General features: G+C 55.2%; 13 protein-coding genes. 9 read left to right on the forward strand and 4 right to left on the reverse strand.

Translation table 11 applies throughout. The features are described from left to right. Window positions 1-265: 265 nt before the first annotated feature. Both ACG0Z5_RS00980 and ACG0Z5_RS00985 read left to right on the forward strand, forming a co-directional pair. Window positions 266-934 (forward strand): MarC family NAAT transporter, encoded by a 669-nt coding sequence (locus tag ACG0Z5_RS00980; protein ID WP_394444887.1) that lies wholly within the window; start codon window positions 266-268, stop codon window positions 932-934. A 264-nt stretch (window positions 935-1198) separates the two neighbouring features. Further along, on the forward strand, window positions 1199-1579 hold the full coding sequence (locus tag ACG0Z5_RS00985; protein ID WP_394444888.1) for a tautomerase family protein: 381 nt from the start codon (window positions 1199-1201) through the stop codon (window positions 1577-1579). Window positions 1580-1603: 24 nt separating this feature from the next. On the opposite strand, the gene ACG0Z5_RS00990 is transcribed toward ACG0Z5_RS00985, so the two are convergent. The 3 genes from ACG0Z5_RS00990 to ACG0Z5_RS01000 all read right to left on the reverse strand — a co-directional run bounded on the left by ACG0Z5_RS00990 (window position 1604) and on the right by ACG0Z5_RS01000 (window position 4200). After that, complete coding sequence (locus ACG0Z5_RS00990) at window positions 1604-2428, reverse strand: aminoglycoside phosphotransferase family protein (RefSeq protein ID WP_394444889.1); 825 nt, start codon at window positions 2426-2428, stop codon at window positions 1604-1606. A 43-nt stretch (window positions 2429-2471) separates the two neighbouring features. Then, complete coding sequence (locus ACG0Z5_RS00995) at window positions 2472-3668, reverse strand: sugar transporter (protein ID WP_394444890.1); 1197 nt, start codon at window positions 3666-3668, stop codon at window positions 2472-2474. Between the two features lie 82 nt (window positions 3669-3750). Next, complete coding sequence (locus tag ACG0Z5_RS01000; protein ID WP_394444891.1) at window positions 3751-4200, reverse strand: hypothetical protein; 450 nt, start codon at window positions 4198-4200, stop codon at window positions 3751-3753. A gap of 293 nt (window positions 4201-4493) precedes the next feature. Between ACG0Z5_RS01000 and ACG0Z5_RS01005 the strand changes: the two genes are divergently transcribed. After that, entirely contained in the window at window positions 4494-5294 is an 801-nt protein-coding gene (locus ACG0Z5_RS01005; RefSeq protein WP_394444892.1) for a PhzF family phenazine biosynthesis protein, read from the forward strand. Then, window positions 5294-6082 (forward strand): PhzF family phenazine biosynthesis protein, encoded by a 789-nt coding sequence (locus ACG0Z5_RS01010; protein WP_394444893.1) that lies wholly within the window; start codon window positions 5294-5296, stop codon window positions 6080-6082. Before ACG0Z5_RS01005 ends, ACG0Z5_RS01010 begins: the two co-directional genes overlap by 1 nt. A gap of 18 nt (window positions 6083-6100) precedes the next feature. Here the strand turns inward: ACG0Z5_RS01010 and ptrR are convergent, their stop codons facing one another. Further along, window positions 6101-6979, reverse strand: a complete 879-nt coding sequence (ptrR, locus tag ACG0Z5_RS01015; protein ID WP_394444894.1) for a putrescine utilization regulator PtrR — start codon at window positions 6977-6979, stop codon at window positions 6101-6103. A 102-nt stretch (window positions 6980-7081) separates the two neighbouring features. Here ptrR and sad point away from each other — a divergent pair, with 102 nt between their 5' ends. From sad to ACG0Z5_RS01040, 5 genes are all read left to right on the forward strand, one after another. Then, window positions 7082-8470, forward strand: a complete 1389-nt coding sequence (sad, locus tag ACG0Z5_RS01020; RefSeq protein WP_394445061.1) for a succinate-semialdehyde dehydrogenase — start codon at window positions 7082-7084, stop codon at window positions 8468-8470. A 130-nt stretch (window positions 8471-8600) separates the two neighbouring features. Further along, window positions 8601-9527 carry a glutaminase B gene (gene glsB / locus ACG0Z5_RS01025; protein WP_394444895.1) on the forward strand — a complete coding sequence of 309 codons (927 nt, stop codon included), beginning with the start codon at window positions 8601-8603 and terminating at the stop codon, window positions 9525-9527. Between the two features lie 163 nt (window positions 9528-9690). Then, a complete protein-coding gene (locus ACG0Z5_RS01030; protein ID WP_394444896.1) occupies window positions 9691-11130 on the forward strand; it encodes a diguanylate cyclase domain-containing protein in 1440 nt (479 codons plus the stop codon). Between the two features lie 95 nt (window positions 11131-11225). After that, a complete protein-coding gene (locus ACG0Z5_RS01035) occupies window positions 11226-11762 on the forward strand; it encodes a GNAT family N-acetyltransferase (protein ID WP_394444897.1) in 537 nt (178 codons plus the stop codon). Between the two features lie 107 nt (window positions 11763-11869). Continuing rightward, a complete protein-coding gene (locus tag ACG0Z5_RS01040) occupies window positions 11870-13321 on the forward strand; it encodes a tagaturonate reductase (protein ID WP_394444898.1) in 1452 nt (483 codons plus the stop codon). Window positions 13322-13466: the final 145 nt, after the last annotated feature.

Here is a 13466-nt window from a genome sequence, read left to right on the forward strand (position 1 = left end):
AAAGGTTGCCCTGGCAAGTAGTTTAGTTGCGGGGGATATTATTGCCCAGGCAATCATAAGTCAACCGAATGGATAAGCTTATGCCACAAATTGCTAAAACGCTTCACGGCACACTTTTTGCCTGATAACCGGTTGATGAATAACTGGCCGTTATGGCCTGGTGTAAGGGGAAAAGGCCTGAAAATAGGCTTAGGCAGGGGGACGAGAATGCTCTTATACTCACTCGGCAGTTGATTGTTATCTGCTCTCACAGGAGTGTTTCTTCATGCTGGACTTGATTAGAGCCATTGGCCTTGGGCTGGTGGTGCTTTTGCCGCTGGCAAACCCGTTAACCACCGTCGCGCTGTTCCTCGGCCTTGCCGGGGATATGAATAAAGCTGAGCGCGACAGGCAGTCATTGATGGCCTCGGTGTATGTCTTCGCTATCATGATGGTGGCGTACTATGCCGGTCAGGTGGTCATGAATACCTTCGGGATTTCGATTCCTGGACTGCGTATCGCCGGTGGACTGATTGTCGCATTTATCGGTTTCAGGATGCTGTTCCCACAGCAAAAGGCGCACGATTCTCTGGAAGCACGCCATAAATCGGAAGAGTTGAAAGAAGAGCCGACCGCCAATATTGCCTTCGTCCCGCTGGCGATGCCGAGTACCGCCGGGCCGGGTACCATCGCGATGATCATCAGTTCGGCTTCTACCGTGAATCACGGTTTTAATTTTCCCGACTGGGTGGTGCTGGTCGCGCCGCCGCTGATTTTCCTCAGCGTCGCGATTATTTTGTGGGGCTGCCTGCGCAGTTCCGGGGCCATTATGCGTCTGGTCGGGAAAGGCGGTATCGAGGCCATTTCACGTCTGATGGGCTTCCTGCTGGTGTGCATGGGCGTGCAGTTTATTATTAACGGCGTCCTGGAAATTATTAGCACATATCATGCCTGACTGTTCGCGGGCGGCAATCGTCGCCCGTCATTTCGCGTATTCATGCCTGCCGAGTACCGCATCTTTCATTAACGTCGCGAGTATTTCCTGCGCCGGACAGCCCTCTGACTCCGGTGCGTTTTGCACTAGTGTAACACCCAGTTTACCGGGAGAGGGCAAAAGGTCGTCTGCCGTTAGCAAATTGTCTGGTCTGCCAAAATACGTACGAAGTGTCAGACCTAACGCAGTAAGTGCATTGGGCTGCGTGGAAGAGGAGAAACGAGAATGCCGATAACCCGCATTGTCTGTCGCGCGACGTTAAGCGATGCCGATCTGGAACGTATTTCTGACATCTTACACGATAGTCTGGTTCGGGAATTCGCTGTGCCGTCCGACGATAAGTTTCAGATTTTTGAACGATTGCCTGAGCGTCAACGTGCTTATGACCGTCGATATCTTAGCGGTGGTCGCAGTGCTGATTTCATTCTGTTTCAGATAACTGCCGGTAAGCCGCGAAGTGCAGTACAGAAGCAACGATTTTACCGGGCGTTGAGTGCAGGATTGCATGAAAGGTTGGGGATAAACCCAAATGATGTGATGGTCACTCTTCAGTTCACCCAGGCTGAAGACTGGAGCTTTAGCCTGGGTGAACAGTACTGTCCTTAAGTGGGAACGAGGATCCGTTGCTGGTCACGGGTCCAGTTCGGCAATGGCCAGCTCAGCGACGCGAGATTGAATGGAAATGAGCTCGTGGCTTTCGAGTGACCAGGTTGCTGATAGTCCACACCAGGCGATTATCCACTTCAGAAGACGCTCCCTGTCCAGACCCGCCATCCCGGTGACAATAGCCAGACGCTGCCTGAAGATTTCCGCCACTGGCGCAACCTGCACAATGGGGTTGCCCAGATCGGGATTGGTGAAAATATTGGCATAATCGAATCCTCTTTCACCGATTAGCCCTTTCGGATCGATTGCCAGCCAGCCTGACTCTCCAAAATCAAGAACGTTATCATGATGCAGGTCACCATGTAATGCGATGACTTCGCGTGGAGCCGCTAGCAGTTCTGCTGCGATTTCAGCGCTGCGGATCAGGAAGCCGCCATGTTTATTGGCGGCAAGTGTTAATGGGGTAAACCATTCATCAAGCGGGGTAAGTTGAGATAACGGCTGTTTCTGGCAAGTATGCAGTCGGTGTGCGGTCAGACACATAACACGACAGGCTTCGGTATCTTCACCGTGTCGGGACATCGCGGCAAGTGACGCAGTACCGGTCGCGCGCGCCAACAGAATGGCCTCATTTTCATGGGCAATCACCGGGGCGGAACCATTCCCTGCCCACCACGCCATCAGTACATTACCGGTTTGTTCATCCTTGTCATCGGTGATTTTGAGCATGGCTGGCAAGCCGGTTGCTGTTCTCACCGGCAGCAGTTGGGACGTATGCGTCATGAACGGCGTGCCATCCGGAATGAGTTTCCAGCGGTGCAGCCAGGGGGTTAACGTATAGTGCTCCATGATATTTCCCTTTATCTTCCTGTCGGTTAGATGATGGTATGGGTTAGGGTTGCTGAACCGGATCTTCCAGCTTCACCGGCCAGCGGCGGAAAATAATCACCGACCACACCAGGGCCGCCAGCGCCGGAACCGCCCCGACGTAGCCGATATTCGCCATCGAGAAATGCAGGCTGACCTGATTGCCCACCAGCGCCCCGGCACCAATGCCGAGATTAAAGATCCCGGAAAACAGCGCCATCGCGACATCGGTCGCATCCGGGGCAATCGCCAGCACTTTAACCTGCATACCGAGGCCGATAATCATGATAGCGATGCCCCAGATAATGCTCAGAATAGCGAGCGACGTTTCGTTTTGCGCCGCCAGCGTCAACAGCCCCAGACACAGCGTCAGCAGCGCGATAGCCGCACTGACCAGCGTAGAGGCGTGGTGGTTGCCGAGCTTGCCGAAAATCACCGACCCGATGATCCCCGCGCCGCCCAACGCTAACAGCAGCAGCGTTGCAAAATTGGCATCGAACCCGGCGACGTTAATCACAAAGGGTTCGATATAGCTGTAGGCGGTGTAATGGGCGGTCACCACGACTACCGTCAGTAGATACAGACTCATCAGCGCCGGACGGCGAAACAGCAGCGGCAGGCTTTTCAGCGAGCCGGAATGTTCGCTCGGAATTTTAGGCAGGAGCTTAATCAAGGCGATCAGCGTGACAAGCGCGCCGAGGCCGATAATAAAGAAGGTAGTACGCCAGCCAAAATATTGGCCGACGACGCGGCCGATAGGCAAACCGAGCACCATCGCCAATGCGGTACCGGTGGCAATCAGACTCAGGGCCTGCGCTCGTTTCCCGGCGGGAGCAAGACGGATGGCAAGCGAAGCGGTGATTGACCAGAACACCGCATGGGCAAATGCGATGCCGATCCGACTAATCAGCAGCACGTTAAAATTCCATGCGAGGAAAGAGAGCACGTGGCTGGCGATGAACAACACGAACAGGCCAATCAGCAGTTTACGGCGTTCCATTTGGCTTGTGAGCAGCATAAACGGCAGCGACATCAACGCCACCACCCACGCGTAAATAGTCAACATGATGCCGACCTGTGCCGTCTGCATCGAGAAACTGTGGGCGATATCAGACAGCAGTCCCACCGGTACAAATTCCGTTGTATTAAAAATAAAAGCGGCAATGGCCAGCGTGACCACTCGCAGCCACGCGACCTTGCGTGAGACCGTATTTGTTGTCATATCAGTATTCTGGATGCGTTACAGGAAAGAGAAGAACCGCGATCTTAAAGCTTTCGCTGTACAAAACACAATCGTTTTGTGACTAAGATCTCATAACAGAAGGTGATGACGCGGTAACCGTCAGGGTTACGCTACGGTCCAGTTTGCGCAAGGCCAGTTCTACGGTTTCAACACGTGAGGAGTGCTCCACGTCGAGCAGGCGGTCAATTTGCGGGGGTTTTTGTTCCAGTTTTCTGGCGAGTTCTGCCTTGCGGGTGCCGGTTTCAATCATCGCGTTATGCAATGCGGCTTTCATGGCCACCAGTAACGGCACACTCACCGGGTATTCATCATTGACCGGGGCGCTCCCGGTAGGGATAGGGCGACGTTCATCCACTTCAATCGCAATCGCTGTCACCAGCCCGTAAACCCCTTCGGACAGGGCATGTTCGATGCTGTTGCCTACGGAGTGCATTAACGGCAGATCACGACAGGAAGCAATCCAGCTATTGGTGTCCGGGTCGTGGGTCAATGAGACAGGGTAAGTATACATAATCTGATATCTCCTGCGGTGTTAGTCTAAATCCAGGTCTTTAAGGATGGCCCGACGAAGCGGCTCTGGCATCTCTTTTGCGCCGTGATCGGGAAAAACGGAACGCTTCCCTCAGTGAAAATATCATCTATGATTAAAAATACAACATTTATGTTTATCTCTTTACGTACAACTTTACCCTGATGTCCGATGAAAGAAAAAACCCGCGCCCCAAACTGGAAGGAGGCTCGTAATTCGCTGCCAAAGACGGTATTAATGTTACTAAGTCGTTATAAAAACAAAGGATACAGACTATGCAGGAAATCCCGTTTTATATGGTCGACGCGTTCAGCGATCGGACGTTCGGCGGTAACGCGGCAGCGGTGTGTCCGCTTATCGAATGGCTGCCAGACGACACCCTGTTGAAAATGGCGCAGGAGCATAATCAGTCGGAAACGGCGTTCTTTGTACGCACCGACAGCGGCTTTGAGCTGCGCTGGTTCACCACCCAAGGTGAAATCAATCTTTGCGGGCACGCCACGCTCGCCAGCGCCCACGTCATTTTCGAGCTACTGGATTATCCGCATACCGAGATTCGTTTCTCGACCCGTTTTGTCGGCGACTTGACGGTGACCCGCAGCGGCGACTGGTTAACGTTGAATTTCCCGGCCTGGAGCACCGAGCCGGTAGATCCGCCTGAATTGTTGCTCAGCGCGCTCGGTGGGGATGTTGTGCAAGAAGTGCGTGTGGCGCGGGATTATTTAGTGGTGCTGGAAAATCAGCAGCAGCTGGAAGCCCTCACGCCGGATATCCACGCCATGTTGCCGCTCGGGAAGATGGTTTGCGTCACAGCCCCTGGCGACACGCATGATTTCGTCAGCCGTTTCTTTTGTCCGGGCGAGTCGGTGGCGGAAGATCCGGTAACCGGTTCGGCCCACAGTATGCTTATTCCTTACTGGGGCGAAAAACTCGGCAAACAGCAGATGGCGGCGCGACAGGTCTCCGCTCGTGGGGGCGAATTACGCTGTGAATGGCAGGGTGACAGGGTGCTGATCGGCGGCCAGGCCACGACGTATCTCATCGGCAGCATTTATCTGCGCGAAGGAGCGTTGTGATGAAAACGGTTCCTGTCTGGCTGATAGACGCATTCAGCGATCGTAACTTTGCCGGGAATCCGGCGGCAGTGTGCGCCCTTGAGCAGTGGCTGCCCGATGAACAGCTGCTGCAAATGGCGCAGCAGCATAATCAATCGGAGACCGCATTCTTTATTCCAGCCAAAGGCGGCTTCGAGCTGCGTTGGTTTACTACGCGTAATGAGGTCAACCTGTGCGGGCACGCCACGCTCGCAACCGCACATGTCATTTTCAATCATCTCGATTACCCGGATGCCCGCATTCATTTTGATACGCTGTCCGGCAGGCTGACGGTCAGCCGGGAAGGCGACTGGCTGACGCTCGATTTCCCCGCCGGGCCAACGGTCGAGCAGACCCCACCCGCGGAGATGTTGGCCGCGCTGGGCATTACGCAATATGTTCATGCGCGCAAAGGGCGGGCGTGGCTGATTGAGCTGGAAAGTCGGGCGCAGGTTGAGACGATAACCCCAAATATCGATGCCATGATACCGGTTGAGCACAAGGTCACGATCACCGCCAAAGGCAGCGATGATTACGATTTTGTCAGCCGCTTTTTCTCGCCGGGTGAAGCGGTATGGGAAGATCCGGTCACCGGCTCGGCGCACACGATGCTTATTCCGTACTGGAGTGAAAAACTCGCTAAAACGCAGATGCTGGCGCGTCAGGTTTCTGCCCGTGGTGGCGATGTGCGTTGTGAACTGCAGGGTAATCGCGTGCTGATGAGCGGTACGGCGCTGACCTGGATGCAGGGAAAGATTTTGTTGCGCTAAGGCCTGCATCCCGGCGTATTAAACCGTAGGCGCGGCCTGGGGCTGCTCATTCAGCAGGCTAATAAAGGCTTCGAGCTGACGGGTCATCCCGCCGCGTCGCCACACCAGCCAGGTCGTCAGCCAGCGCCACTTTTCCGCCAGCGCCCAGGCGTCGACCTGGTGATGTCCGGGCATACTTTCCAGCATGCTGCGGGGGATCATCGCCAGACCCGCACCGGCAATCACGCAGGCCAGCATTCCGTGGTAAGACTCCATTTCGTGAATGCGCCCCGGCGTGGCGCGATCGGCGTGAAACCAGCTTTCAAAATGACGGCGGTACGAACAATTGGCGCGAAACGCGTAAATACTGGTGCCGCTAACTTCACTTGCTCGCGTCACCGGGGCATGGCCTTTTGGGGTGACGATCATCATTTCTTCCTGATATACCGGCACCCCTTCAAGACTGGGGTGCATCACCGGCCCGTCGACAAATGCCGCGCTTAACCGGCCTTCGGTCACCCCGTCAATCATGGTGCCTGACGGGCCGGTTGCCAGATCGAACTGAATCTTGGGATAACGCTGGTTGTACAGCGCCAATGTCGGCGGAATGCGCACCGCGGCGGTACTCTCCAGCGAGCCTAACGAAAACAGGCCCTGAGGTTCATCGCCTGCGACCACCATTCTCGCCTCATCGACCAGGGCCAGGATCTGCTGACTGTAGCGCAGAAAACTGTGTCCGGCGGGGGATAAACGCAGGCGCTGGTTTTCACGGATGAACAGTTCCACCCCCAAATCCGCTTCCAGCTGGCGGATACGGGTCGTCAGATTCGAGGGCACGCGATGCACCATTTGCGCGGCCTGGGTAATACTTCCGGTCAGGGCGACGGCGTTGAACATCTCAAGCTGGGTTAAGTCCATAGCGTTCTCATATCGTGAATGGAGTGGTTAATATTATTCATTTTCCATAAATAGCAGAGTGGGCCACTATTAGGCAACAGCCTCAGTAAACAGAGAGAATAAATCATGACATCACCTGCAACTCACGCCATTTCCCTTAACCCCGCCACCGGTGAAACGCTGTCGACCCTGGCATGGGCCACTCAAGATGATGTTAATCAGGCGGTCGCTCTGGCAGACAGCGGTTTTCGTGAGTGGAAACGCACGTCCGTCGCCGATCGTGCAGCTGCGCTGCGTAACGTGGGTAACGTTTTGCGTCTACACGCGGAAGAGATGGCGCAGATGATCAGCCGCGAAATCGGCAAGCCGATTGTTCAGGCCCGCGGCGAAGTGACCAAATCTGCCAATCTGTGTGACTGGTACGCCGAGCAGGGCCCGGCGATGCTGTCGACGCAAGCCACCCAGGTTGAGAATAATAAAGCGGTGATTGAATACCGTCCGCTGGGCCCGATTATGGCGGTGATGCCGTGGAACTTTCCACTATGGCAAGTGATGCGCGGTGCGGTGCCGATCCTGTTGGCGGGTAACAGCTACCTGCTGAAACATGCCCCGAACGTCATGGGGAGCGCGAAGCTGATTGGCGATATCTTTAGTGAAGCGGGCATTCCTGCGGGCGTGTTCGGCTGGGTGAATGCGACCAACGAGGGCGTTTCGCAGATGATTAACGACTCGCGTATCGCCGCCGTGACCCTGACCGGCAGCATGCGTGCCGGGAAAGCGATTGGGGCGCAGGCCGGAGCAGCGCTGAAAAAATGCGTGCTCGAACTGGGGGGTTCTGACCCGTTTATCGTGTTGAACGATGCCGATATAGATGAAGCGGTCAACGCGGCGGTGATTGGCCGTTATCAGAATACCGGCCAGGTCTGTGCGGCGGCGAAACGCTTTATCGTTGAAGCGGGCATTGCCGATGTGTTCACCGAGAAGTTCGTTGCGGCGGCCGCCAAACTGAAAATGGGCAATCCGCAGGACGAACAAAACTATATTGGACCCATGGCGCGGTACGATCTGCGTGATGAACTGCATGACCAGGTGACCGCCACGCTGGAAGAGGGAGCCACGCTGCTGCTCGGCGGGGAGAAGATCGCCGGGAAAGGGAACTACTATCCTGCAACGGTGCTGGGGAACGTCACGCCAAACATGACCGCGTTTCGTCAGGAGATGTTCGGCCCGGTGGCGGCGATTACCGTTGCTCGTGACGCCTCCCATGCGCTGGCGCTGGCAAACGACAGTGATTTCGGGCTTTCTGCCACGGTGTATACCGCTGATGAAAAACAGGCGCAGCGCTTTGCCGATGAGCTGGAATGTGGTGGCGTATTTATCAACGGCTACAGCGCCTCTGATGCCCGCGTCGCCTTTGGCGGGGTAAAGAAAAGCGGCTTCGGTCGCGAGCTGTCGCACTTCGGCCTGCATGAGTTCTGTAACGTGCAGACCGTATGGAAAGATCGTCAGTAGTTTATGCCCGGCGGCGCTTGTGCTTGCCGTGCCTACGACCTACGAACGCGCAACGGTAATGCGCTTTCGTCTGCCTACCTGACGCTGATATACTCGCAGGCCGAAATTGGCCTGCGGGCAAGGAGCAAGAGTGGCAACGGTCATCAACAACAGCATGCTGGAATCAGTCCTGGCAGAAGTGAAACCGCTGATTGGGCAAGGCAAGGTGGCGGACTATATTCCGGCGCTGGCCTGCGTCGACGGCACAAAGCTGGGGATTGCCATCAGCACCGTCGATGGGCAGCATTTCAGCGCCGGGGATGCGCAGGAACGCTTCTCTATCCAGTCAATTTCGAAAGTGCTGAGTCTGGTGGTGGCAATGAACCACTATGCGGAAGATGAGATCTGGCAGCGGGTGGGAAAAGATCCGTCCGGCCAGCCGTTTAACTCGCTGCTACAGCTCGAAATTGAGCAAGGCATTCCGCGCAACCCGTTTATTAATGCCGGGGCGCTGGTGGTGTGTGACATGCTGCAAAGTCGTCTTAGTGCACCGCGTCAGCGGATGCTGGAAATTGTGCGCAAGCTGTCGGGTGTGGACGATATCGCCTACGATGCGGTGGTAGCGCGTTCGGAGTTCGACCATTCGGCGCGTAATGCCGCCATTGCCTGGCTAATGAAATCGTTCGGCAATTTCGATAATGACGTGACCACCGTTTTACAGAATTACTTCCACTATTGCGCCCTGAAGATGAACTGTAGCGAGCTGGCGCAAACGTTCCTGTTCCTTGCCAATCAGGGGCACTTCCCGCAGCGAGAGCAACCCATTATCACGCCGTTACAGGCGCGGCAGGTCAATGCGTTGATGGCGACCAGCGGGATGTATCAAAATTCCGGGGAGTTTGCCTGGCGCGTCGGGCTGCCAGCAAAATCGGGCGTGGGCGGGGGGATCGTGGCGATCGTACCGCAGGAGATGGCGATTGCCGTCTGGAGTCCGGAGCTTGATGCAGCCGGTAACTCGCTGGCGGGTGCGGCGGTGTTGGAAAAACTCACCCAGCGCATGGGCCATTCGGTCTACTGATCGGGCGATACGCATCGGTAACGTATCTGGTCACCGGGCAATAAATAACTATCCGGGATAATTGTTAATGCGCGTATTGTGATCAATAGTAGTGAGCATTCCCGATGAGTCACCTCGTTATTCCCGAAATAATCGCCAATAGCGATTATATGGAAAGATATTAATGCGTTCGATTTCTGTTCCCCGGCTAACCGTATTTAGTGAAGCGCACATCCTGCGTAATGCCCTTTTCCTGTTTGCTATTACCACGCTGTTTTATGCGGTGGGAGCGATGCTGCGCCTGGTGCAGGAGCTGTCGCTGTTCTGGCCGCTGAATGCGGTTATGGCGGGGATATTCGCCCGTTACGTATGGCTTAACCGGCTGCACTATTATGCGATTTGCTATGGCGCGATGCTGCTTTTTGACGTGGTTACCACTCAATGGGGAATGGCCTCATTGATAATCAATGCGTCGAATATGGTGTTTATCGTGATCGTGGCGCAGCTGGTGATGCGTGATAAACAACAGGCGGGAAGTGAGCCCGGCCCGATTAACGCGCTGCGTCTGTTCTATTATTGCCTGATTGCTGCGGTATTTTGTGCGTTGCTGGGGGCGATAGGATCGGAGGGGATCGACCGACAGTCGTTTATGCCGTCGCTGGCCGACTGGTTCAGCGAGCAATTCTCCACCGGGGTACTGATTTTACCCTGTGTGATGACCCTGACGTTACCGCATGAAATTACCCGTATCCACTGGAAACAGTTGCTGCCGCTCTTGTCCCTGGTGCTCTCTGTGCTGGCGGCGATTGCCGTGGGCGGGGCTGGCAGCCTGGCGTTTCCGCTGTCGGCACTTATCTGGTGTGCAATCCGTTATCCGCTGCCGGTGACCTGTGCGCTGACGCTCATTACCGGTGCCGCCGAAATCATTCTGGTTGCCAATTCGGTTATTAATCTTGCGGTCAGCGGCCCGCTGCAAACCGCACAGCTGTTTTCCACTCGCCTGGGGATAGCCACCCTGGCTATTAGTCCGGTGATCGTGTCGACCAGCGTGGCGGCGATTAACAATCTGATGCGTCAGGTGTCGCTGCGTGCCGACTTTGATTTTCTCACCCGGGTTTATTCGCGTTCGGGTTTGTATGAAGCCCTGAAAAAACAGCCGGTGAATGCCAATCAGCATATGACGGTGATGTTGCTCGATATCGATTTTTTCAAAAGCGTGAACGACAACTACGGGCACGAATGTGGGGATTATGTGCTGACGGCTTTCGCACGCCAGGTTCGTGAAGTGGTGGGCGAGCAGGGGCTGGTGGCGCGTATGGGCGGAGAAGAGTTCGTGGTGGCGGCGAAAACGCGCGATCCGCTGGACGGCTATCAGCTGGCAGAAAACATCCGCCGCCGCGTGGAATCAACGGTTTTCCATTGGCGACAACAGCCTTTGCGGACCACGGTCAGTATTGGCATCGGAAGTGGCACGCTGGGTAACCGAGCCACCATCGACGCTTTCAACGAATTGCTGGTGGAAGCCGATGAGTATCTGTATCGCGCCAAAAAGGCCGGGCGTAACAAGACCTGCGCCAAATCAGTGGCAGAAACGGATATCCACCATCAAGAAGCTTCCGCCTAAGCGCGCGAGGCGCTGATAAGTAAACCCTATGGTCGGCTAGTTGTGTTATCAACATGTTAAGTAGATAGTGATGAGGTCTTCTAAAGGAGCCTCACATGACGTCGTCGACCCGGGTTATCTCCCTCTCTCACCATGATATTTTGCAACGGCTGCCGGCATTGACCGAGATTCTGGTCGACTGCGTTCACGGCGGCGCGTCCGTCAGCTTTATGCAACCCCTTCACCTGGATACTGCCACCGCTTTCTGGCAAAAGGTTGCCCAAAGTGTGGCAGCCCGTGAACGCGTGGTTCTGGCCGTGGAGCAGGCGGATGGCAGTCTGGTCGGCACCGTGCAACTGATCACCGATCTGCCAGAAAACCAACCGCATCGGGCGGACGTCGCAGAGTTGTTAGTCCACTCTCGTGGCCGACGTCAGGGCATTGCGGGCCAGCTAATGACGGCGCTGGAACAGGAAGCGGTGCGCCAGGGTAAATCGGTTCTGGTGCTCGACACGGCGACGGGTAGCGGCGCGGAGAGCTTCTATCAGCGGTGTGGCTGGCAAAAGGTGGGTGAGATCCCACGCTACGCGTTGATGCCAGACGGCAAGATGACCGCCACCTCCGTATTTTATAAATTCCTGGAAAACCCTTAAAAAAGCTGCCAGCGGTTTGATCAAAACAGGGTTTCCTGGTTCTAAAGTCTGATAAGTTATTGGACCAATAACGCAGGCTGTATGACCAATCAATAAGGGAAACCATTGTGAAAACATTAAACCGCCGCGATTTTCCTGGCGCTCAGTACCCTGAACGCATCATTCAGTTCGGTGAAGGTAATTTCCTCCGCGCTTTTGTCGACTGGCAAATTGATCTCCTGAACCAACACACCGACCTCAATGCCGGGGTGGTTATCGTGCGCCCGATTGACAGCGATTTTCCGCCGTCGCTCAGCGCTCAGGACGGCCTGTACACCACCATTATTCGGGGTCTGAACGAGCAGGGCGAGGCGGTAAGTGACGCGCGTCTGATTCGATCGGTTAACCGTGAAATCAGTGCCTATGCCGATTATCAGGAATTCCTGAAACTGGCGCACAACCCGGCGATGCGCTTCGTCTTCTCTAACACCACTGAAGCAGGGATCAGCTATCACGCGGGCGATAAATTCGAAGACGCACCCGCCGTCAGCTATCCTGCCAAACTGACCCGTTTGCTGTTCGAACGTTACAACCATTTCAACGGTGCGGCGGACAAAGGCTGGGTCATCATTCCGTGCGAACTGATTGATTACAACGGTGATGCGCTGCGTGAACTGGTGCTGCGCTATGCCCATGAATGGGCGCTGCCCGCAGCGTTCATCACCTGGCTGAATACCGCCAATGCCTTCTGTTCCACCCTGGTTGACCGTATCGTGACCGGCTATCCGCGTGATGAAGCTGCCTCGCTTGAAGCTGAACTCGGTTATAAAGACGGCTTCCTCGACACTGCCGAACATTTCTATCTGTTCGTTATCCAGGGGCCGAAAACGCTGGCCAGTGAGTTACGCCTCGATAAACTCTCCCTCAACGTGCTGATTGTCGATGACATCAAACCGTATAAAGAACGCAAAGTGGCGATCCTCAATGGGGCGCACACCGCGCTGGTGCCGGTGGCGTATCAGGCCGGGCTGGATACCGTGGGTGAGGCGATGAACGATGCGGAAGTTTGCGCCTTTGTCGAAAAAGCGATTTACCAGGAAATCATCCCGGTGCTCGATTTGCCGCGCGATGAGCTGGAATCTTTCGCCAGTGCGGTTACCGGTCGTTTCCGCAATCCGTACATTAAGCATCAGCTGTTGTCGATTGCGTTGAACGGCATGACTAAATTCCGCACCCGTATTCTGCCGCAGCTGTTGGCGGGGCAGGCGGCAACCGGTAAATTACCGGCTCGACTGACCTTTGCACTGGCGGCGCTGATTGCGTTCTACCGTGCGGAACGTAACGGTGAAAGCTATCCTGTACAGGACGATGCGCACTGGATGGATCGCTTCCAGCAGCTGTGGGCGTTACATCGCGACAAGCAAATCAGTACCACGTCGCTGGTTGAATCCGTGCTGTCGGTGAAAGATCACTGGGAGCAGGATTTGACCGACGTTCACGGCCTGGTTGAACAGGTGACGCGGGACCTCGACAGCATTCTGACCAAAGGCATGCGTGAAGCGGTCAAACCGCTTTGCTAAAATCTGACCCGGCCACCGTGCCGGGTTTATAATATGCGCAATTAGTTACAACATACATATGGGCTTTATTAAATACCCCTTCTTAAACTCCTCTGCGGTTATAGCTTGATAGTCAATTCTCTGGCAGGTGAGCCAATTTCTGCAT

It is taken from the genome of Scandinavium sp. M-37 (genome assembly GCF_043558715.1).
GTDB lineage: Bacteria > Pseudomonadota > Gammaproteobacteria > Enterobacterales > Enterobacteriaceae > Scandinavium > Scandinavium vulneris_A.